At 71.2% G+C, this 20,853-nt stretch carries 19 protein-coding genes; 9 read left to right on the top strand and 10 right to left on the bottom strand.

Annotated elements, in window-relative coordinates:
- Positions 1-15 precede the first annotated feature (15 nt).
- The 3 genes from ABGB14_RS30830 to ABGB14_RS30820 are packed head-to-tail and all read left to right on the top strand — an operon-like array spanning position 16 to position 2,373.
- Positions 16-840: an ABC-2 family transporter protein gene (locus tag ABGB14_RS30830; RefSeq protein ID WP_347647343.1), complete on the top strand. Its 825-nt coding sequence runs from the start codon at positions 16-18 to the stop codon at positions 838-840.
- The gene (locus tag ABGB14_RS30825; RefSeq protein ID WP_347647342.1) at positions 833-1,621 is read left to right on the top strand and encodes an ABC-2 family transporter protein; all 789 of its coding nucleotides are present in this window, start codon (positions 833-835) and stop codon (positions 1,619-1,621) included. The genes ABGB14_RS30830 and ABGB14_RS30825 overlap by 8 nt, the downstream gene beginning before the upstream one ends.
- A 2-nt stretch (positions 1,622-1,623) precedes the next feature.
- Positions 1,624-2,373 (top strand): ATP-binding cassette domain-containing protein, encoded by a 750-nt coding sequence (locus tag ABGB14_RS30820; protein ID WP_347647340.1) that lies wholly within the window; start codon positions 1,624-1,626, stop codon positions 2,371-2,373.
- Here the strand turns inward: ABGB14_RS30820 and ABGB14_RS30815 are convergent.
- Complete coding sequence (locus ABGB14_RS30815; RefSeq protein WP_347647339.1) at positions 2,370-2,843, bottom strand: hypothetical protein; 474 nt, start codon at positions 2,841-2,843, stop codon at positions 2,370-2,372. The two genes, ABGB14_RS30820 and ABGB14_RS30815, sit on opposite strands and share 4 nt — an antisense overlap.
- 130 nt (positions 2,844-2,973) lie before the next feature.
- On the opposite strand from ABGB14_RS30815, the gene ABGB14_RS30810 reads away from it, so the two are divergent.
- Positions 2,974-3,513, top strand: a complete 540-nt coding sequence (locus tag ABGB14_RS30810) for an MFS transporter (protein ID WP_347647338.1) — start codon at positions 2,974-2,976, stop codon at positions 3,511-3,513.
- Positions 3,514-3,556: 43 nt separating this feature from the next.
- Entirely contained in the window at positions 3,557-4,285 is a 729-nt protein-coding gene (locus ABGB14_RS30805; protein WP_347647337.1) for a YcnI family protein, read from the top strand.
- A 112-nt stretch (positions 4,286-4,397) separates the two neighbouring features.
- Here ABGB14_RS30805 and ABGB14_RS30800 read toward each other — a convergent pair whose 3' ends face one another.
- The 3 genes from ABGB14_RS30800 to ABGB14_RS30790 are packed head-to-tail and all read right to left on the bottom strand — an operon-like array spanning position 4,398 to position 7,523.
- Entirely contained in the window at positions 4,398-5,405 is a 1,008-nt protein-coding gene (locus ABGB14_RS30800) for an ABC transporter permease (protein WP_347647336.1), read from the bottom strand.
- Positions 5,392-6,378 carry an ABC transporter ATP-binding protein gene (locus tag ABGB14_RS30795; RefSeq protein WP_347647335.1) on the bottom strand — a complete coding sequence of 329 codons (987 nt, stop codon included), beginning with the start codon at positions 6,376-6,378 and terminating at the stop codon, positions 5,392-5,394. Before ABGB14_RS30795 ends, ABGB14_RS30800 begins: the two co-directional genes overlap by 14 nt.
- Positions 6,375-7,523 carry a DUF2092 domain-containing protein gene (locus tag ABGB14_RS30790; RefSeq protein ID WP_347647333.1) on the bottom strand — a complete coding sequence of 383 codons (1,149 nt, stop codon included), beginning with the start codon at positions 7,521-7,523 and terminating at the stop codon, positions 6,375-6,377. The genes ABGB14_RS30795 and ABGB14_RS30790 overlap by 4 nt, the downstream gene beginning before the upstream one ends.
- A gap of 144 nt (positions 7,524-7,667) precedes the next feature.
- Here ABGB14_RS30790 and ABGB14_RS30785 point away from each other — a divergent pair, with 144 nt between their 5' ends.
- Positions 7,668-8,342, top strand: a complete 675-nt coding sequence (locus tag ABGB14_RS30785) for a response regulator transcription factor (RefSeq protein ID WP_347619003.1) — start codon at positions 7,668-7,670, stop codon at positions 8,340-8,342.
- Entirely contained in the window at positions 8,335-9,681 is a 1,347-nt protein-coding gene (locus ABGB14_RS30780) for a HAMP domain-containing sensor histidine kinase (RefSeq protein WP_347647332.1), read from the top strand. The genes ABGB14_RS30785 and ABGB14_RS30780 overlap by 8 nt, the downstream gene beginning before the upstream one ends.
- A 341-nt stretch (positions 9,682-10,022) precedes the next feature.
- On the opposite strand, the gene ABGB14_RS30775 is transcribed toward ABGB14_RS30780, so the two are convergent.
- Positions 10,023-10,892, bottom strand: a complete 870-nt coding sequence (locus ABGB14_RS30775; RefSeq protein WP_347647331.1) for a LysR family transcriptional regulator — start codon at positions 10,890-10,892, stop codon at positions 10,023-10,025.
- Between the two features lie 619 nt (positions 10,893-11,511).
- On the opposite strand from ABGB14_RS30775, the gene ABGB14_RS30770 reads away from it, so the two are divergent.
- Both ABGB14_RS30770 and ABGB14_RS30765 read left to right on the top strand, forming a co-directional pair.
- Positions 11,512-12,537 (top strand): neutral zinc metallopeptidase, encoded by a 1,026-nt coding sequence (locus ABGB14_RS30770; RefSeq protein ID WP_347647330.1) that lies wholly within the window; start codon positions 11,512-11,514, stop codon positions 12,535-12,537.
- A 310-nt stretch (positions 12,538-12,847) separates the two neighbouring features.
- Positions 12,848-14,254: an LCP family protein gene (locus ABGB14_RS30765; RefSeq protein ID WP_347647329.1), complete on the top strand. Its 1,407-nt coding sequence runs from the start codon at positions 12,848-12,850 to the stop codon at positions 14,252-14,254.
- A 19-nt stretch (positions 14,255-14,273) separates the two neighbouring features.
- On the opposite strand, the gene ABGB14_RS30760 is transcribed toward ABGB14_RS30765, so the two are convergent.
- The 5 genes from ABGB14_RS30760 to ABGB14_RS30740 all read right to left on the bottom strand — a co-directional run bounded on the left by ABGB14_RS30760 (position 14,274) and on the right by ABGB14_RS30740 (position 20,706).
- Positions 14,274-15,491 carry a cytochrome P450 gene (locus tag ABGB14_RS30760; RefSeq protein WP_347647327.1) on the bottom strand — a complete coding sequence of 406 codons (1,218 nt, stop codon included), beginning with the start codon at positions 15,489-15,491 and terminating at the stop codon, positions 14,274-14,276.
- 109 nt (positions 15,492-15,600) lie between these two features.
- Complete coding sequence (locus ABGB14_RS30755; RefSeq protein ID WP_347647326.1) at positions 15,601-16,185, bottom strand: hypothetical protein; 585 nt, start codon at positions 16,183-16,185, stop codon at positions 15,601-15,603.
- Positions 16,186-16,194: 9 nt separating this feature from the next.
- Positions 16,195-18,297 (bottom strand): hypothetical protein, encoded by a 2,103-nt coding sequence (locus ABGB14_RS30750; RefSeq protein WP_347647325.1) that lies wholly within the window; start codon positions 18,295-18,297, stop codon positions 16,195-16,197.
- Complete coding sequence (locus ABGB14_RS30745) at positions 18,294-18,536, bottom strand: hypothetical protein (RefSeq protein WP_347647324.1); 243 nt, start codon at positions 18,534-18,536, stop codon at positions 18,294-18,296. The genes ABGB14_RS30750 and ABGB14_RS30745 overlap by 4 nt, the downstream gene beginning before the upstream one ends.
- 130 nt (positions 18,537-18,666) lie before the next feature.
- Complete coding sequence (locus ABGB14_RS30740) at positions 18,667-20,706, bottom strand: spermidine synthase (protein WP_347647323.1); 2,040 nt, start codon at positions 20,704-20,706, stop codon at positions 18,667-18,669.
- Positions 20,707-20,853 lie beyond the last annotated feature (147 nt).

Genomic DNA, 20,853 nt, shown 5'->3' with positions numbered 1-20,853 from the left:
ACGGGTCCGGGCACGGTGTGTCACCGTGCCATCACCCCCCGGAGGTGCCAAACCATACCGCTCTATGCCCGGCTCGTCCGGTACGGCTTCAGAAAACACGCCACCTACCTCGCGGCCGCGCTCGCCGGCGCCTTCACCAACAGCGTGTTCGGCATCCTGCGCGCCTACATCCTCATCGCGCTGTGGCAGGCCCGCCCCGGCCTGGCCGGCTACGACGTCGCCGACGCCATCACGTACTGCTTCGTCACCCAGGCGTTCATCGCGCCGATGCAGCTGTTCGGCGGCGGCCTCGGCATACCCGAACGCATCCGCAGCGGCGACATCGCGCTCGACCTCGTCCGCCCCGCCCCGCTCCAGGCCTGGACCCTCGCCGAGGACGCCGGCAGGGCCGCCTACCTCTTCCTCGTCCGCGGCATCCCGCCCATGCTGGTCGGCGCGGCCGTGTTCGGCGTCGTCGTCCCCGGCGACCCCGGCAGGTGGGCGGCCTTCATGACCGGCTTCGCGCTCGCCGTCGTCGTCAGCTTCGGCTGGCGCTACCTGATCGCGCTGTCGGTCTGCTGGCTCATCGACGACCGCGGCGTGGCCGTGCTGTCGATGGTGCTCACCACCTTCTTCAGCGGCATGATGGTGCCCCTGCACATCTTCCCCGGCTGGCTGGCCGACGTCGCCAGGTCCCTGCCGTGGGCCGCCATGGTCCAGTTGCCCACCGACCTCTACCTCGGCAAGGCCCCCGTCATGGAGACGCTCGCGTTCCAGGCGTTCTGGGCGGCGGTCCTGCTCGGGCTCGGCGCGCTGGCCACCAGGGCGATCCGCCACAAGGTGGTGATCCAGGGTGGTTAGCACCTACGTCCGGCTGGCCTGGACCTGGACCCGCGCCGCCGCCGCATATCCCGCCTCGTTCGCGCTTATGACCGTGCTCGGCTTCGTCACGACCGGGCTCGAACTCGCCGTGGTCCTGATCATCTTCGCCAACACCACCACCCTCGCCGGATTCTCCCGCGACGAGGTACTTTTCCTGTACGGCGCCGCGGGCGTGTCCTTCGCCCTCAGCGACATGTTCGTCAGCAACATCGACCGGGTCAGCCAGCACATCAAGGCCGGCACCTTCGACACGTTCCTCATCAGACCGGTGAGCACGTGGCTGCAGCTCACCGCCGACCGGTTCAACGCCAACAGGATCGGCCGCGTCCTGCAGGCGGGACTCGTGCTCGGCTACGCCGTCGCGGCGCTCGGCCTCGAGTGGCGGCGCGCCTGGATGATCCCCGTCATGGTGGTCACCGGGTTCGCCATCTTCGCCGCGCTCTGGACGCTGGCCGGCGCGGCGCAGTTCGTGCTCACGGACGCGCCGGAGCTGGCCAACGCCTTCACCTACGGCGGCCAGCAGCTCACCCAGTACCCGTTCAGCGTCTACGGCCGCGACCTGGTCAGAGGCGTGACGTACGCGCTGCCGATGGCCTTCGTCAACTGGCAGCCGGGCCTGTACGTCCTGGACAGGGGCGACCCCCTCGGCACGCCCGAGTTCATGCGTTTTCTCGGGCCGGCCGCCGCGCTGGCCCTCGCCCTGGCGGCCGCGCTGGCCTGGCGGCAGGGCATCAGGCACTACCGATCCACGGGGAGTTGACCATGATCGAACTTGATCGGGCAGGGCGCTCGTTCAAGGTGAGGAGAAAGCTCGTGCACGCCGTGCGCGACCTGTCGTTCACCGTGTCGCCGGGAGAGTTCGTCGGCTACCTCGGCCCCAACGGCGCCGGCAAGTCCACCACGATCAAGATGTTGTGCGGCATCCTCACGCCGACCTCGGGCACCGTGCGGGTGGCGGGCCTGGATCCGTCGCGCAGGCGCACGACTCTGGCCCGGCGGATCGGCGTGGTGTTCGGGCAGCGTACGACGTTGTGGTGGGATCTGCCGCTGGCCGACAGCTTCGAGCTGATCCGGCACCTTTACAAAGTAGATCGCAACGCGTTCCGTTCGAGGCTCGCCGAGCTGGCCGACACGCTCGACCTCGGCGCGTTCATCCGCACGCCGGTGCGCCAGCTCAGCCTCGGGCAGCGCATGCGCGGCGACCTCACGGCGGCGCTGCTGCACGCGCCCGACGTGCTCGTGCTCGACGAGCCGACGATCGGGCTCGACGTGGTCAGCAAGGCCGGCATCCGCGACTTCCTCAAGCGGCTCAACGCCGAACGCGGCACGACCGTGCTGCTGACCACGCATGACCTCGGCGACATCGAGCGCCTGTGCCGCCGGGTCATGCTGATCGACCACGGCCGGCTGGCGTTCGACGGGACGCTCGACGACCTGATGGCCACGGCCCCCGACCAGTCCAGCATCGAGGACGTGGTCGCCCGCCTCTACACCGGCAGCGGCGCCGGCTAGTAGTAGCTGCTCTCCGGCGTGGTCTCGTACTCCTCGTCCAGGTCGTCGTCCTGCCTCGACCAGCGCGACGGCATCAGCACGGGGATGAACAGGGCCACGCCGAGGAGGGCGAACACTCCGGTCGTCAGCAGCGTCCTGGCGCCGGCGCCGGCCTCCCTGACGAGCTGGTGCATCGAGGGTTCGGCCGGGATGAACGACAGCGCCCTGTTCACGTCGAGCGCGTAGACGACCGTCCAGGCCAGCAGCACCATCGACGGCAAGAACGTCGCCAGCGGCGAGACCCGGCCCGCCACCACGAGGCCGACAACCAGCCCGACCGCGGCCATCGAGCCCAGCGCGATCCACAACGTCTGGCTGTCGGGTGCGGTCGCCACGGAGCTTCCGGCCGCCTGCTGGACGGCCCATCCCCCGCCGGCCAGCACAGCCGCCGTCACCACCAGCCCGATGAGCAATCCAGCTAAGTGCCGCAACGTATCTCACCTCAATGTCGACGTGGTGGGCACGACCCTAGCGACAAAAGCCATATTCGGCCCAGGCATTGCACAGCTTCGGCCTCAGGGCCTCATAGGCCCCTGCCCCGTGAGAACATGGGGCACACTCATGCGCGCGCGACTTCCCCTCAGGCTCGCGCGGACGGCCGCCTTCGCCGCCGTCTGCGTGACCCTCGCCGCCCTGGCCCACGTGCTGGGCGGTGGCGCGGCCCCGGCGCCGTGGACCGCCGCGCTCGGGCTCGCGGGCGTGTCCGCGCTGGGGCTGGCGCTGTGCGGCAGGGAGCGCTCGGCCCCGACGATCAACCTCGTGCTCGTCGGCGCGCAACTCGGGCTGCACGAGCTGTTCGCGGGCGAGGGCGCCTCCTACGTCTCGGTGCACGGCCACGCCCAGGGCGGCCTGGCCGTCGGCACCGGCATGCTGCTCACGCACCTGACGGCCACACTGATCACCGGCCTGTGGCTCTCGCGTGGCGAGGCAGCCATCTGGTCGCTGCTGCGCCGCATCGGCCGCAGGCTCGTGCTGCTGCTCGCCCCCGCCGCCGCGCCCTCCGCGCGGCCCGCCGCACCGATCGTCCGCAGCCGGGTGGTGCCGCTCCAGCCGGGCTTCCGGCACTGCGTGGCCAGGCGTGGTCCTCCACTTCCCGCCTGACCGTCTGACGCCTTATCACCTTCCGACCGAGTGGAGATTCCGCATGTCCTTCGCACGCCGTGCGGCGACCGTGCTCGCCGCCGCCACCGCTCTCACCGCCGGCCTCGCCCTGCCCGCGCTGGCCCACGTCACCGTCCAGCCCGGCACCGCCGAGCAGGGCTCGTTCACCAAGGTCGCCTTCCGGGTGCCGAACGAGCGCGACGACGCCTCGACCACCAAGATCGAGGTCTCCTTCCCCACCGACCACCCGCTGGCCTTCGTGTCGGTCAAGCCCGTGCCCGGGTGGGACGTCAAGGTCACCGAGGGCAAGCTGCCCGCGCCGGTCAAGACCGAATACGGCGACCTCGAGGAGGCCGTCACCAAGGTCGTGTGGTCAGGCGGCAAGATCGAGCCCGGCCAGTTCCAGGAGTTCGAGGTGTCCATGGGTCAGTTGCCCACCGGCACCGACTCCCTGATGTTCCCGACGAAGCAGACCTACTCGGGCGGCGAGGTCGTCGACTGGTCCGAGGCCCCCAAGGCCGACGGCACCGAGGCCGAGCACCCCGCCCCGCTGCTCAAGCTCGTGCCCGCAGCCGGCGACGGGGCGGCCTCCGCCTCGCCGTCCGCGGCGGCATCCACCGCTGGGGCCGCCGCCACGCCGTCGGTCGCCCCCGTGGCGGCCGCGTCGCCGTCCGACGGGACGGCCCGCCTGCTGGGCGGCGCGGGTCTGGTGGCCGGCGTGGCCGGCGTGGTGATCGGGTTCCTCGGCCTGCGCCGCCGCCCCACCGCCTAGCGGCCCGGTCCGCGGGTCCCCTCCGCCCGCGGACCGGCCGGCCGTTCTCCGCGGGCCGCCCGGCGCACGTGCTCGGCCCGGCCCGCGCGAGCGGCCGGGCCGGGCGCGGGCCTCAGGAGGTGATGTCCTTGCCGGAGAACCTGGCCCAGGCGATCGAGCCGAACAACACGATGTACGCCCCGAACGCCAGCAGCCCCTCCCCCAGCGCCGCCGTGTCGATGGGGCTGCGCAGCACCGCGTCGAAGTTCGTGAACCGCGTCGGCAGCAGGTACGGCGTGATCGAGCCGAGTTCCGGGATCGCGCGCAGCACCTGGCAGACGATGATCAGCACGATGGTGGCGGCGATGGCCCCGATGGACACCTCGGTGAAGGTCGACAGGGCCAGCGCGACGGCGGCCAGGGCGGCCATGCCCGCGCCCACGTAACCGACGGCGATGAGGATGCGCAGCAGCCCCTCGCCCATCGGGATCGTGGTGCCCGACAGCAGCGTCACGTCACCGGCGGGGAAGAGAGCGAGCCCGGTCGCCAGCGCCGACAGCGCCACCACCGCGGTGACGGCGTACGCGAAGACGACCGCGTTGAGATATTTGACGGCCAGCAGCCGGGTGCGCCCGGCCGGCGCGGCCAGCAGGTAGCGCAGCGTTCCCGCCCCCGCCTCCCCCGCGATCGAGTCGCCCGCCACCACGCTGACGACGACCGGCATCAGCAGCAGCACGAGGAACGAGAACGAGACGAACGTCAGCATGAGGCTGTTGCCCGCGACGTCCTCGATGATCCCGCCCATGCCGTCCTCGCCGGCCACGACCCGCAGCGCGACGCCGATGACCACCGGCACGACACCCAGCGCGGCCAGCATCAGCAGGTTGCGCGGGCGGCGGAAGGTCAGCCCCAGCTCCGAGCGGAGCAGCCGCCAGAACGACCACGGCGTCCGGGCGGGCGGCGTGCCCGGCTCATCGGGATGCCGCGGCCGGCGTTCGGCGCTGCGCAGGGTCTCCTTCACCGGCACGAGCCCGGGCGTGCGCCTGGCCGGCGACCCGGCCGCCGTCCGGGTCGCCGCCTCGGCGGTCGACTCGGCGGTCGACTCGGCGGTCGACTCGGCGGTCGATTCAGCCGTCGACATCGAAGCCCTCCCCTGTCAGTCCGACGAACACGTCCTCGAGGCTGGGCCGGATCACCGCCAGCCCGCGCACGGCCACGCCCTCCCCCACCAGCGCGGCGTTGATCTGCTCCGGCGGGCGCCCGTCCAGCTCGGCCGTGACCTCCGCGCCGGACCGCCGCACGTCGGCCAGGCCCAGCGCGCCGAGCACCCGCGCCGCGTCGTCGGCGTCCGGCGTCTCCACCCGGACGCGGGCGACCAGGCCGCTGCGGAGCGAGGCGATCGTGCCCTGCGCCACGAGCCTGCCGGTCCGCATGATCGCGGCGTGCGTGCACATCTGCTCGACCTCGGCCAGCAGGTGGGAGGAGACGAAGACCGTGGTGCCGTCCGCGGCGACCTCCTTGACCAGCGAGCGGACCTCGCGCGTGCCCTGCGGATCGAGGCCGTTGGTCGGCTCGTCCAGGATGAGCAGCTCGCGCGGGCCGAGCAGGGCGGCGGCGATGGCCAGGCGCTGGCGCATGCCGAGCGAGTAGTTGCGGTAGCGCTTGCCCGCGGCTGCCGACAGGCCCACGCGTTCCAGCGCCTCGGCGATGCGCCGCCCGGCGGAGCCGCCGCGGGCGGTCGGGTCGGCGGCGTCGAAGCGCCGCAGGTTGGCCTCACCCGACAGGTACGGGTAGAAGGCCGGGCCCTCGACCACGGCGCCGACCCTGGGCAGCGCCTGGGCCAGGGGCAGGCCGAGCACGGAGGAGTCGCCGGACGTCGGCGCGACCAGGCCGAGCAGCATGCGGATCGTGGTGGTCTTGCCCGAGCCGTTCGGCCCGAGGAAGCCGAACACCGAGCCGCGGGGCACGGCCAGGTCGAGCGCGTCCACGGCCACCTGGCCCCCGCGAAAACGCTTCGTCAGGCCGCGCGTGACGATGGCGCTCTCCCCGGAGCCGTCCCCCGGGGGCGGGGCCGCCCCGAGAGGCGCCCCCGCTTCCTGCGTGACGGCGGTCACCTGATGCCCGCCGCCTTGGTGATCTCCTCCGGGGTGACCGGGCCGACCAGGAGGCGGCCGTCGTCGGTCAGTAGGGCGGTGACGAGCTTGGTCCTGATCAGCTTGCCGGAGCCCCACGGGCCGCTCACCGGCGTGGCGGACCTGAGCACGCTGTCGAGCAGCGCGCCCGGGTCGGCGTCGCCGCCGAACCGCTCGCCGTCCTCCGGCGCCTGCGCGGCCTCGGCCGCCAGGTCCCTCTGGTCGAACGGCAGGACCGCCACACTCGCCCAGCCGTCGCCGACGACCTTCACGCGGTCCTTGACGTCCTCGGCCTTCTCGGCCCGCTCCTCCGCGTGCTCGCCGGACCGCTCGCCGAGCGTCTTCTCCTCCACCTTGGCGCCCGCGGGCGGGGTGAAGGCGAAGTTCTCGGGCGCCGGCGGCGTGAACGTCACCTGCGTGAAGCCCACCTGGAACGCCGGCTCAGCCGAACCCTTGGCGTACACCTGGACCTGGAGCGGCACGTACGTCTCGCCGTCGAGCGCGATGCGCACCTCCTGGACCAGCGAGCCCTCCGCCTTGGGCGCCAGCACGAGCTGGTAGGCCGGGCGGCCCGCCACCTCCGCCGTGTTGATCACCCGGACGTCGGTGTACTTCTCGGCGTCCGCCAGCAGCCGCTCCGCCACCTGCTGCGGCGTCAGGTCGCTCGGCTGGGGCATCGGCGTCCTGTGCTCCTGGCCGTGCTCCTGACTGGCGCCCTCCTTGACCGTCAGCCTGGTGGCGGTGTTGGTCGAGCTGTCCCAGTACCAGCCCTGCTTTCCGTTGAGGATGAGGTTGGTCTCGTTCAGCTGGGTCGGGATGGCCACCCGCATCTTGTCGTGGGCGCCGTACCAGACCTTCACCTCGTGCGAGCCGGACAGCAGGCTGAGCGGCGAGGTGTCGGCGGTCTGCGGCAGCGCGGGCAGGCCGAGCGACGCCGTCTGCTGGACGGTGCCGGACATCGGCGGCACGCCGCCCGCCTTGCTGTTGGCCGCCGCCGCGTCGGCCAGCAGCTGCTGGGCCGAGCGCTCCGGCAGCACGGGATCGCCGCTCACGGCGGCGATCACGGGGCCGGCGCCGATCGCGGCTCCGATGACGGCCGCGACCGCGACCGGGACCCCCCACCTCACGTACGTTCCTCTGCGCATCTCACTCCTTTACCGTATGTCGATGCTCAGAGCCTGCGTCATGCATCCTTAGGCGGACCTGAGACTTTCTGAGACGGCTCTCAGCCTTCTCAGCGCCGTCTCAGCCGAGGACAGGAGAATCGCCACATGAGAGTGCTTGTCGTCGAGGACGAGCGGCGGATGGCCGCCGCGCTCCAGCGGGGGCTCCAGGCGGAGGGGTTCGCCGTGGACCTCGCCCACGACGGTGAGGAGGGACTGCACGCCGCCCGGCACGGCGACTACGACGTCGTGGTGCTCGACATCATGCTGCCGAGGTTGTCGGGCTACAACGTGTGCAAGCGGCTGCGCGCCGAGGAGAACTGGGTGCCCATTCTCATGTTGTCGGCCAAGGACGGCGAGTACGACATGGCCGACGGGCTCGACCTGGGCGCCGACGACTATCTGACCAAGCCGTTCTCGTACGTGGTGCTGGTGGCGAGGTTGCGGGCGCTGCTGCGGCGCGACTCGGGGCGGCGGCCGTCGGTGCTCGTGGCGGGCGACCTGTCGCTCGACCCGGCGCGGCGCAGGGTCGAGCGGGGGGAGCGGCCGGTCGAGCTGACGCCCAGGGAGTTCGCGCTGCTCGAATTCCTGATGCGCAGGCGCGACGAGGTGGTGTCGAAGTCGGAGATCCTCGAGCACGTGTGGGACACCTTCGACACCGACCCCAACGTGGTCGAGGTGTACGTCGGCTACCTGCGGCGCAAGATCGACGCCCCCTTCGGCAGGAACGCGCTGCAGACCGTGCGCGGCGCCGGCTACCGGCTGGCGGGCGACGGTGGCTGACTCGCCGCTGGACTGGTGGCGGCGGCAGGGGCTGCGCTTCCGCCTCACGGTGGCGGCCGCCGCGGTGCTGGCGCTGGCGCTCGCGGTCTCGGCGTCGGTGCTGCTCAGCGTGCTCGACCGGGCCCTGATCGACACCGTGGACGAGTCGACCAGGGCGCAGGCGCAGGCCGTGCGCGTGGCGGCCGACGCCGGGACGCTCACCAGCCCGATCACGACCCACGACGGCACGATCGTGCAGGTCATCGACGACCGCGAGCGGATCACGCACGTGACGTACGGAGCGGACCGGCTGGTGCCGCTGCTCGACGCGGAGGCCAGGGAGAAGGTGCTGGCGGACGGGCAGGCCACGCTGCTGGACGGGCGGCCGTACGCGATCCCGGGGTTCCTGCGGGTGATCGTGCTGCGCGCGGACCGCGGCCAGACCGTGGTGGCGGCCAGGCCCGTCAGCGAGATCCAGACGAGCCTCGGCACGGCGGCCAGGGTGCTGTTCGTCGGCACGCCCGCGCTGGTCGTGCTGCTCGCGGTGGCGAGCTGGCTGATGATCGGCCGGACGCTGCAGCCGATCGCCGCCCTGCGCAGGGGCGCCTCGGAGGTCACGCACACGGCCAGGTCGCGGCGGCTGCCGGTGCCGCAGTCGCGGGACGAGGTGCACTCGCTGGCCACCACGCTCAACGACATGCTGGCCAGGCTGGAGGAGGCGGAGCAGCGCCAGCGGGCGCTGGTCGCCGACGCCGCGCACGAGTTGCGCAGCCCGCTGGCCAGCATCCGGCTGCAGCTGGAGGTGGCGCTCGGACATCCGGACGGCCAGGACTGGCAGGAGACCGCCGAGGGCGTGCTCGAGGACACGTTGCGGCTGTCCAGGCTGGCCGAGGACCTGCTGGCGCTGGCCCGCCTGGACGAGCGCGGCGGCGTGCCCGCCAGGCGCGAGCCGGTCGACCTCGACGAGGTGGTGCGCCAGGTCGTCGACCGGTACGGCGAGGCGCGGCTGACGGTGTGCGACCCGGTCGTGGTGCGCGGCGACGCCCTCGACCTGAGCCGGGTGCTGACGAATCTGATGGACAACGCGGTACGCCACACCACCTCCAAGATCGAGGTGGCACTGACCGCCGACGGCGTGCTGACGGTGACCGACGACGGCCCCGGCATCTCGGAGCAGGACCGCGATCGGGTGTTCAACCGCTTCACCAGGCTCGATTCCGGGCGCAGCCGCGACGAGGGCGGCGCCGGCCTCGGGCTGGCGATCGTCCGCGAGACCGTGCGGGCGCATGGCGGCACGGTCTCGCTGGAGGACGCCGGCCCGGGGTTGCGGGCCGTGGTACGGCTGCCGGTGTCCCGCTAGGCCTGGCCGGCCGGACCTGAGCGGCCGCGGCCCTGGCGGGCCGGGTGCGCGTGTCAGGCGACGCGGGTGGTCCTGCCGGAGCCCTGCGCCGCGTCGTACGCGAGGACGCTCGCTTCAGGCGGGCTTCGCCGGGGACTGCCTGGACGGCGTCTGTCACGTGCCAGGAAGGCACACGCCGGCGGGGGTTCCGGGAGGTGCTGGGGGGTCAAGGGCCGGCGACGACGTCGTCTGCGGCCTGCAGGGGCCCTGCAATGGCGCGGTGTGCTCGCCGGGCCCCCGGGCTCGGATGATCCGGGCCCTGTCGGATGGACGTGGAGGGAAATGGAGCGTTCCGAAAGTGGTCAGGCGGCGGTCCCCTTCTCTGCGGTGGTCAGGAAGTCTTGAGCGATGAGCGGCAGCCGGCGGCGGGCGTGGACGACCGCGATGACCCGGCGCACGGCGGGGTCGAGCGAGCGCACCACCAGGCCGGCGCGACCGGCCTGCTCGGCCATGCCGCGATACCACAGCAGGGATGCCTGGCCGGCGCGTACCGCGTTGAGCCAGCCGTTGCGCTCGTCGGTTTCGAGCACGACGACGGGCGTCACGGCGAACTTGCCGAACATCGCGTCGAGTTCCCTGCGGCGCAGGCTGCCGCGGGCGGGCAGCGCCAGGCGCATGCCGTTCAGCTTGCCCATCGGCACGGGGTTGGGGAGGTCGAGCCCGGGCGGGGAGATCAGCACGATCTCCTGGCGTTCGAGCGGATGGGTGATGAGGTCGGTGGGCACGGGGAGATCGGTGAGCCCTAGATCGGCCCGCTGATCCCTGATGGCGCTGACGACGCCGTCACGGCCGTCGCAGCGGACGATGTGCACGCGCACTCCCGGGTGGTGAGCCGCGTAGGCGGGCAACAACCGCCCTGCGAGACCGGGTTCGAGGCTGGGTGTGGCGGCGATGCGGAGCTCGGCCTCGGTGGTCCCGGCCTGGTTGGCCAGTCCCTCGATCTCGTGAACCGCGTCGAGTGCCTCCCTTGCCAGCTTGACCACCCGGCGACCCTGCGCGGTGACGACCACGCCGCGGCCGGAGCGAGCGAAGAGCGTCATGCCGAGCTCTCGTTCCAGATCCCGAATCGCGCGGGAGAGCGCGGGTTGCGCGATGTAGAGCGATCTTGCCGCGTCGGTCATGGTGCGGTGCTCCGCAGTCGCGACCACATAGCGGAGCTGCTGGAGATTCATGCCAAAGAAGCTAGGACACCACCCGCCGTCGGGACCGAAAGATAGCGGAGATCACCTCGAATGATTTCGGACCGTAACCGAGTACCGCTACATCCGTGACGGGTGAGAAATCAGTATGCTTTTGCCCCAAATTTGGCAAAGGTCCGCCAAGTCGCGGCGCAAAGCCACTGAAAGCAGACAACCACGTGAACGGGGAGACACGGTGACAGGGAACGGGCAGTATCCACCCCCGCCACAAGGGCCAGGGCAGCCACAACGGCCACCGTCCTTGCCGTGGCCGCCACCGGGCTACCGCCAGCCGCAGCCGCAGGGGGGCGGCCCGTACCCGCCGCCGCAAGCGCCACCGCCGCCTCAGCATCCCCCGCAGCACTCCCCCCAGCGCTCCCCTCAGCGCTCTCCTCAGCGCTCTCCTCAGGGCCCCCCTTACCAGAGCCCGCCGCAGGGAGGCCAGCAGTACGGGCAGCAGCCCCCGTACGGCGAGCAGCCCCCGTACGGGCACCAGCCACCGTACGGGCAGCCGCCGCACCGGCAGCCGCCCCCTCCGCCCCCGCCCCCGCCACCGCCTCCCCTGCCGCCGACGCTGCGCTGGCCGCACCCGCCGCCGCGCAAGAAGTCCGGCATGGGCGCCGTCGGGGTGATCGGCGCCGTGCTCGGCTCGGTGGCGGCGCTGTTCGTGCTGATCGTCGTGGGGGCGGCGTTCTTCAAGGGCACGTCGCGGTCGGAGACCTCGAGGCCGATCGCGATCCCGACGTACGAGCCCTCGGAACGCGCCACCGACGACGACGAGCCGTTCCCCGAGCGCACGCGCAGCCAGGAGCCGACCGAGGAGCCCAGCACCAGCGAGCCCACGAGCCGGCCGACGGAACGGGAGACGGAGGAGGCGGAGCAGGAGCCGCGGCGGACCGTCACGCTCAACACGAGCCTGAAGAACAACACCATGTACCGTGCGGGCATCCTGCCCAGGCTCAGATGCCCGGCGGGCAACGCGAGCATCTTCAGCCACAGCCAGCTCAAGGCGCTCATCCTGAAGACCGGCAAGTGCATGGACCGGGCGTGGAAGCCCATCCTGGAGAAGCAGGGCATCACGTTCAGCCCGCCGGGTTACGCCATCGCCGCCAGACGGGGCAGGGGCGCGTGCGGCGACTACCCGTCGCCGGGGAACATCGTTCCGTACTACTGCCCGCAGAACAACACGATCTACGCCTCCACCTCGGCCATGGCCAGGGGTAACGGCAACGCCCGCGGCTACGGGCAGATCATCTCCTGGCACGGCGGGATCATCAGCATGATGGCCCACGAGTACGGTCACCACGTGCAGAACATCACGGGCCTGATGAACTCGTGGTGGCGCTCGACCCTGGACACCTCGAACAAGAACGCCAAGCTCGCCCTCAGCAGGCGGCTGGAGCTGCAGGCCACGTGCTTCGGCGGCATGTGGATGCGCTCGGTCGCGTCGTCGTACCCGGTGAGCACGTCCAACCGGAGCCGACTGTTCGCGTTCTACGGTCAGGTGGGCGACCATCCGGGCTATCCGCGCGACCACGGCAAGCCGATCAACAACCACCGCTGGTTCAGGCAGGGCTGGACGAAGAACAAGGCGTACCAGTGCAACACGTGGATGGCGTCGTCCTCAACGACCTCCTGAAGTCAACGAGGAATTCATCTCAGGTTGGGCACATGTCGTTGTTGTCCAGGTATGGGGACTAGAATCCTGGCAATCTTGTGGCCATTGGGGGGCAAACGTCAGTTTTGCCTGGTAGGCGAGTAGGGAGCCGGGTGTGCGCAATCGGGATGGGGAAGCAACCGTGCCAGGAGGCAGGAAACGGCGCCCCGCTCGCCGCCCACGCCCCGCTTCCCCTCGCGGTTCCGGCTCCACACCGCGCAATGTCCCGCCGCGCTTCGCCAAGCCGCTGACCCCCGCCTCCGTCCTCGGGTGGACCGCACTGTCCGCCATCGTGCCCGGCGCCGCACACCTGCGGGCCGGGCAGCGTCGTATCGGGCTGGTGCTCGTCAGCGTGTACGCGGTGCTGGTGCTCGCCGCCCTGGCCTACGGGCTGAGCATCGCCGGCAACCTGGGGAACGCCGCCGCGCTCGTCGGCGACGGCATGCTGGTGACGATCGTCGTCCTCGCCTCGCTCGCCGCGCTGGCGTGGTTCGCGCTGCTGGTGACCTCGTACATCGCGCTCGGCCCGAGCAAGCTCAACCAGCAGGGCCAGATGATCACCGGCATCGTGGTCGGCGTGCTGTGCGTGGCCGTCATGTCGCCGTTCGCCCTCACCGCCAACACCGTGATGACGTTCCGCAGCACCATCAACGGCATCTTCCCCTCGTCGGACGACTCCGACGTGCCACCGGCGGCCAAGGAGGGCGAGGACCCCTGGCACGGCAGGGAACGGGTGAACTTCCTGCTGATCGGCGGCGACGCGGCGAGCAACCGTACCGGCGTGCGGACCGACAGCATGACGGTGGCCAGCGTGGACATCAAGAGCGGCGCCACCGTCCTGTTCAGCCTCCCGCGCAACCTGCAGCACGTACGCTTCCCCGCCTCGTCGCCGCTGCACGACCAGTTCCCGAACGGCTACCTGGCCGAGCTTCCCAACGGCGGCCTGCTCAACGAGGTGTGGCAGTACGCCAACGACCATCCCGAGATCATGGGCGGCAAGAACAAGGGCCCGCGGGCCCTCATGGACGCCATCGGCCACACGCTCGGCCTGAAGATCGACTACTACGCGATGATGAACATGTACGGCTTCGCGGACCTGGTCGACGCCATCGGCGGCCTCAAGATCCGGGTCGAGCAGGACGTCAAGTGGGGCGGCCACTACGGCACCGCGGGCACGATCAAGGCCGGCTACCGGCGGCTCAGCGGCGAGGAGGCCCTCTGGTACGGCCGGTCCAGGGTCAACAGCGACGACTTCTCCCGCATGGGCCGCCAGCGCTGCGTCATCGGCGCCTTCGCCCAGCAGGCCACGCCCGCCGTGATCCTCACCAACTTCACCAAGATCGCCGGTGCGGCCAAGCGGCTGGCGCGCACCAACATCCCGAAGCACCTCGTTCAGCCGCTGGTGGAGCTGGCCGTCAAGGTCAAGGACGCCAAGATCACCAGCCTGCAGTTCGTGCCGCCGCAGTTCTGGCCCGGCAACCCCGAGTGGGCGAAGATCCGCACCGCGGCGCGCAAGGCGATCGCCTCCTCGCTCCGGCCGGCCAAGCAGGCGCAGACGGCCCATGTCGGCGCCTCGCCGACCACCACGTCCAACTCGGTGAAGACCCAGGCCGCCCAGCCGACGCAGACGCCGACGAGGAACAGCCAGAAGCGCAAGGGGGACGACGCCAAGTCCCTCGAGGAACTCTGCGGCCTTTGAGAGACCGGGCGGGCGCGGCTCAGGTGACGGCGTCGAAGGTCACCGGGAGCCGCTGCGGGCCGCGTACCGTCAGGCTGGCGCGCCAGCTCAGCGTCTCGGGCGGCACCGCCAGGGCCAGCCCGGTCAGGCGGCCCGTGACGGCGGCCAGGGCGGCCCTGCCGACGATGCGCGCGAGCATCGCCCCGAGGCAGTAGTGCGGACCGTGGCCGAAGCTCAGGTGGGCGTTGTCCTCCCGGGCGAGGTCGGGCCGGTCCGGGCCGGGGAAGCGGCGCGGGTCGCGGTTGGCCGCTCCCAGCGCCACCAGGATCGGCTGCCCGGCGGGAACCACCACCCCGCCGATCTTCAGCGGCTCCAGCGCGAAACGCCACGTCGCCAACTCGACCGGACTGTCGTGCCGCAGCAGTTCCTCCACCGCCCGGTCGATCAGCTCCGGCCGTTCCCGCAGCCGGCGGAGCTGGTCGGGATGCCGCAGCAACGTGTACGTGCCCAGCCCGACGAGACCGACGGTCGTCTCGTAGCCCGCCACGAGGAGCAGGAAGATCATCGACAGCATCTCCCTCTCGGACAGCCGATCCTGCTCCTCCGCGGCCACCGTGATCGCGCTGATGACGTCGTCCCCCGGCTCGCGCCGCTTGGCGGCCGCCAGCTCGCCCACGTACGCGCCCAGACGGCGCAGCGCCTCGGGCCTGGCCTCGCCGTCCCGCCCCTCCCCCGAACTCACGACGGCCTTGGTCCAGCGCTGGAAGTCCGTACGGTCGCCGGCCGGCACGCCGAGCACGTCGCAGATCGTGGCGAACTGCAACGGCGAGGCGAGGTCCCCCATCAGCTCGGCTCGATCCCTCGCGCGGAACCCGTCGATGAGCGCGCCGGCCCGTTCCTCGACCCGCGGCCGCAGGGCCGCCAGCCTGGCCGGCGTGAAGTAGCGGGCGACCAGGCGGCGCAGCCGGGTGTGCTCGGGCGGGTCCGTGGTGAGCAGGTGGGTGCCCAGCCCCGAACGGTCCTCCAGCGGCCGCCCGCGGCCCGCCTCCTGCCAGTCGGGCGGCGCGTTGCGCGGGTCCTTGCTGAGCCGGGGATCGGCCAGCGCGGCACGAGCGTCGTCGTAGCGGGTCACGAGCCAGCCGTACAGGCCGCTGCGCAGCGTCACGCGGTGGGGCACACCCGACTCCCGCAACCGGGCGTAGGCGGGATAGGGGTCGGCCAGCACGCCGTCGTCGTCGGGCAGCATCTCCTCAAGCATCCATCCCCCACAGGTCGGCCCGCTCCTGTCCCCGGTCTACCCCGGCCGCGCGCCTTCGACCAGGGCGCGCATAACGTCGAGCCGCCGCCGCGACACCTGCCCCGAACGACTAGACAGGACCCGGGACACAATCGTGCAGCACGCCATAACGACGCTGCGCGACCCGCATCAGTTCCGTCAGGTCCTTGATGGCATCACGCCCCTTGGCCACCTTTTTGAGATCCATTCCGATCCATGGCTTCTCGCCTCCGCAGGAGAAGCGCGAGATCACGAAGTAGGGCCGGCCACCGAGCATGTCATTGCCCGCGTAGACGGCGAATCCCTCCCCCAGCTCAGCCGGCAGGGCGGTCGGCCGGAATTCGTCCCAGTTCTCGTGAGCAAGCTCCAGCCGCTTGGCACTGTCATCGATTCTGGACCACCACACGGCTGCCGGATCGCCGTTGCCACCGCCTTCCACTACGCATCCGCCGTCGTCCCGCCATGGTCCATCCTTACGGTCGGTGTAGCTCCTGGCGTCCCCCGCGACACGTCGGAAGGACTCGTGCGAAATAAACTCGCACCAGTAGGGTGATTGATCAACGACCGGACGAAGATCCGGCACGGCGGACGTTTGCACAGGCTCGCCCCCGGCGCATGATGAGACGCCGAGAATCGTCACGACCAGGGAAACAACCAGCCAGCGTTGCTTGATCACAAACTTCCTCTAATCCGCAATCCCGAAGCTCCGGCGAGCTTCTTCGGCACCGTCGTTCATCACTCCCTGCCCCTTGGCCTTGAGGCTGCTGAATTGTGAGTGGTAGGAGGCCCAGTTGAGAAAGTCGTCATACTCGGCAGGCGTCATTTCCACTATCGGTTTCATGGCGGCGTTCTTGTCCGTGAACGACCGTCCCTCGAGGCCCTGGCCGTCGTGCTGGCCGTGGGCGACCGTGGCCGTGGCCACCATCTGCTCCATCAACCGGTTGACCAGCTCCCGGTTCTCCGTCGCCGTGGCGTAGGACTCGTCCAGCATCTTGCCGTTCTTGAAGAATCCGGCGATCCAGCTCGCCCCCTTGTCGAACGCGTACGTCCCCGGCCGTCCGCCTGCCTCGCCCGCCACCTCCTTGGCGAAGCCCTCCAGGCGCATGCCCTTGAACGCCTGCTCCGCCAGCTTGCCGGCGAACTCCTTGCCGGGCACGGGCACGATGCCGATGGCGGAGCGCACCATGGACTCGAGCTCCTTGGCCGCGGCCTCGTTGGCCCTGCCCACCGAGTAGAGGGCCTGCTCGCGGGCGCCGAGGAGGTGGCCGAAGGTCTTGCTCTCCCGGGCGATGGGGTCGGCCAGCCGCGGCCCCTTGTCGGTGAGCGGGAAGATCCGGTCGATCTCCACGCGCGTGTGCTCGGCCTGTGCCCTGGCGATCTGGCCGAACACGGCGTCGTCGCTGGTCGCGAGGAGCAGCGCGTAGTCGATGTCGCGCCGGTTGACCGACTGGTCCTTCAGGGTGGCGCCGACGCCGGACTTGAGCACGTTGCGGCCGTCGATGATCCGGCCGAGAGCGTCGATGTGGGCGGACAGGATGGTGCCGAGCGCGGGCCGCAGGGAGGCGCGCTGGTCGAATCCGGCCTGGTCGGCGAGCTGGAGTTTCTCGGCGGAGTTGCGGGCGTAGAGGCCGGGCAGGTCGGCTCCGAGGATCTTGAGGGTCTCCGCGGTCAGCCGGAGCGAGACCGGGTCGGAGCCTTTCATCGCGGCTTCCATCGCCGCGCCGAGCGCCCTGGCGTCGCGGTCGTCCGTCGTGGAGTTGGGGTTGTCGGTCCACCAGGCCACCCGGTCGTGCAGCAGGTAGTTGAGGTTGGTGGAGGTGCGGCCGGCGGGCGTGTGGTCGAGGAGCGCCTGGGCCGCGGCGGGGCTGGAGGCGGCGGCCCGCAGCAGGTCGGGGACGAAGGTGCGCATGTCGTCCATGACCTTCGTGCCGTCGCCGTTCTTGAGGGCGTCGTGGACCTCGCGGTCGAGCGCGATCATGTCGCGTCCGACCGTGCGCATGAACTCGGCCGAGTACGGCGGCTCGCCGGGGTGGGCGCCGAGCACGTCGGCCAGGTCGTGGTAGGCGGTGGGCCGCCCTCCCGTCACGCTGTGGATGCCTCTGGAGGTGCGGCCCGCGGCCTTGAGCCGCTGGAGGAAGCCGGCGCCCAGGTAGGCGGGACCGGCCGGGTCGGTGGCCGCGGCCAGCGTCGTGCTCAGGATCCGCAGGACGTGATCGCCCTGGGCGGCCGCCCGTCTGGCCCCGTCATGGTCTCCCGCGCGCTCCCAGGAGGCCTGCTCCAGCCGGATGGCGTGGGCCAGGTCGGTCACGCCCCTGGCGCCGAGCCTGCTCATGAACGCCTTGGCGAAGGCCGGGTCGTGTGCCTTGGCGGCGTACCGCTGCACGACCGCGAGCTGCTCGGGCAGCACCTTGCCCCGCGGCGGCCTGGTGTAGGCGGCGATGGCCGCGTCCGCGGCGGCGGTGCCGTCCAGCATCGCCTGGCCGGTCTCCAGCCTGTCGGGCAGCGGCAGGAACGTGCCGGCGGCGGTGGAGGCGCCGAAGACGACCTTCTTGCGTTCGAGCTCGTCGACCAGTTGCCGGCGCCGCCGCAAATCCTCGGCCTGGGTCTGGGCCTGCCTGGCCAGCTCGCGGATGCGGGTGGCGGGCATGGTGTCCAGGCCCGCGGCCGTCAGCTCGCCGTGCAGCCGGGTGGCGAGGTCGGCGAGCCGTTCGGCGGCGGCGGTGTGCTGGGTTGCCATCGTGTCGAACTGGGGCCGCTTGACGCCCGTGAAGTCAGGGTCGGGGCTCACGGCCGCTCCGGGAGGCCGCTCAGTTTCCGCCTGGCGTCGGCGACGGCCTTGGCGAGCATCTCCCGCAGCCCGCGCTCGGCCGCGTGCACCTCCTCGCCGAACCTGCGCCCGGTCGGACCCACCCACGCGTTGTCCCGCATCAGCCCGCAGACCTGGTGCAGGGTCCACCAGTGCTCGTCGGACAGCCGCTGGATGCGGGCAACGGCCGCCTGCACCGCCTCGCGATCGGGCTCAGGCATCTCGCTCCTCCGAGGCTCCCGAAGAGCGGGCGGCACTCGCCGCGCCTCTCCACGCCAGTCAACCGCAAGGGCGTCGGCGGGAGCACGGACCATGCCGAACGTCTATGGCGTGAACCGCGCGCCCCTCTGGTCACACCAGCGCGGCCTTCTTCCTCGGCAGCAGCACCAGCGCCCCGATGTAGAGCAGGGCCGCCACGATCAGCAGGCCCTTGTACCCGATGATCAGCGCGGCGTACTCCAGGCAGCCGCCCACCATGGCGCCCAGCAGGTTGGCGCCGAAGGACGTGGTGGCGTCGGCGGTGTCGGCGAACCGCTTGGCGAAGACGATGTTCGCGGCGAAGATCGGCAGGAAGGCCACGGTCACCGCGGCCACCGCGCGCAGCGGCAGCGGCAGGGACAGCAGCCACGCGTTCGGCACCAGCCAGGCCAGCAGCAGTCCGGCGAGCAGCACGCCGTACATGACGGGCAGCGGCGGGGTGCGGAAGCGGCGGGTCACCTCGACGGCGGCGAGGACCGCGACGAGCACGCCGGCGAAGACGATGGCGTTGACCACCCACGTCGTGCCGAACAGCAGCGCGAAACCGGTCACGCTCTTCGTCTCCAGCAGCATGAACGCCACGCCCAGCAGGAACAGGTCGGCGTACGGCCGCATCCGGTCATAGGGGCCCGCGACGACGCGGACGGCGAGGAGGCTGACGATGAGGATCAGGCCGAGCGTGATGATGTAGATCGGCGGGATCGTCGCGTCCTTGAGGTAGAGGAACGGGCGGTCGTCGTCGGCGGGGGCCGGGGTGCCGGGGGCGGCACCGGCCCAGGCGGTGCCGCAGCGCTGGTCGGCCTCGCTCAGGCCGGCGGTGATGACGGCCTGCTGGCCGGCGGTGCTGACGACGTCGACGCACGGCTTGTGGCCGAAGGCGCTCTGCATGGTGGCCGCGAGGCGGTCGACGAGCCAGCTCTCGCGGTAGTAGTTGTACATCGAGAAGGCGCCGCCCGGCTTCAGGTGCTCGCGGGCGGCCTGCATGGCCTCTTCGGTGAACAGGTAGCTCTCCAGGCGCAGCGAGCTGGCTCCGGAGACGAGGGTGAGCGAGTCGGGCAGGGCGAACAGGATGAGGTCGTACTTCTCGCCGGTGCGTTCCAGGAAGGCACGGCCGTCGGTGATGTGGGTGGTGACGCGCGGGTCGTCGTAGGGCCGGTCGGGGTGGACGGAGCCGCCGAGCTCGCGCAGTTTGGGGTCGATCTCGACGGCGTCGACGCGGGCGGCGCCCTTGGACAGCGCGATCGCCACGTCGGTGCCGCTGCCGGCGCCGACGATGAGCACGTCCTTGGGCGGTTTCGTGGTCCGTTCGTACGGCAGGCCGTACTGGCGCTCCCACTGCAACCGGGCGGCGGCGGGCACGGCCTGCTGGTGCGGGATGCCGTTGACCGCGATGTCGGTGACGGCGACGCCCAGCTGCTGGAGCTGCCTGAACGTGACCTTGTAGTAGGGCGACCAGATGGCCCCGGCGGTCAGCGTCTCGGCCAGCAGCAGCCCGACGACGGCCAGCGAGGGCACGGCCACCAGCCCCGCGTAGAGGGCGCGTGGCCGGGGCACCAGCAGCAGCGCGTAGCAGGCCGCGGCGATCAGCCCCCAGAACACCGGCGGCGCGCTCAGGAAGGACAGCGCGGTGAACGCGGCGATGCCGGTGAGGCTGCCGATCAGGTCGTAGCGGTACGCCTCCAGGCGCGGCAGTTCGGGGAAGCAGCGTCCGACGAGCTCGGCGGGGCCCATGAGCACCAGCGCCGCGGCGCAGAAGATCACCGGCAGGATCAGCCACGCGGGCGGGCCGCTGGTGGACAGGCTCGTCCAGTAGAGGACGCCCTCGGTGTTCCTGTCGACGGTCACCGGGAAGGTCAGCACGACCACGACCAGGAGGGCGAGCACGACGGGCGAGTAGTAGGGCTGCCGCCGCGACCGGCCGACGCGCAGGAAGCCGAGCCCGATGCCGAGGAACGAGCCGAGCAGCACGAAGTTCGTGAAGTAGCTGAGGTGGACGATGTTGGATCCGGTCCACCTGATCAGTGCCAGCTCGAGGAAGAGCATGAAGGCGCTGGCGAGGATGAGCCTCGGCCGCACCGCCAGCCAGTGAGTCTTCTCCCCGTCGTCGACCGGCTTCCTGGCCTCCAGCGTCATGCTGCCTCACCGTAGTGAAAAGATCGCCGGCACGGAAGTCCGGCGAGCCGCGGACAAAAGTCGTCCACTTCGCGGCGATTAGTGCATTTCCGCAGGTCAAAACCGGTGCGATCCGCTGGACGCGGGCGGGCGGATGCAGGAATGTTG

Source organism: Nonomuraea sp. B10E15, from assembly GCF_039871615.1.
Lineage (GTDB): Bacteria > Actinomycetota > Actinomycetes > Streptosporangiales > Streptosporangiaceae > Nonomuraea.
Note: the sequence above shows the minus strand (reverse complement) of the source record. Positions and strands in the feature narration are given on the sequence as shown.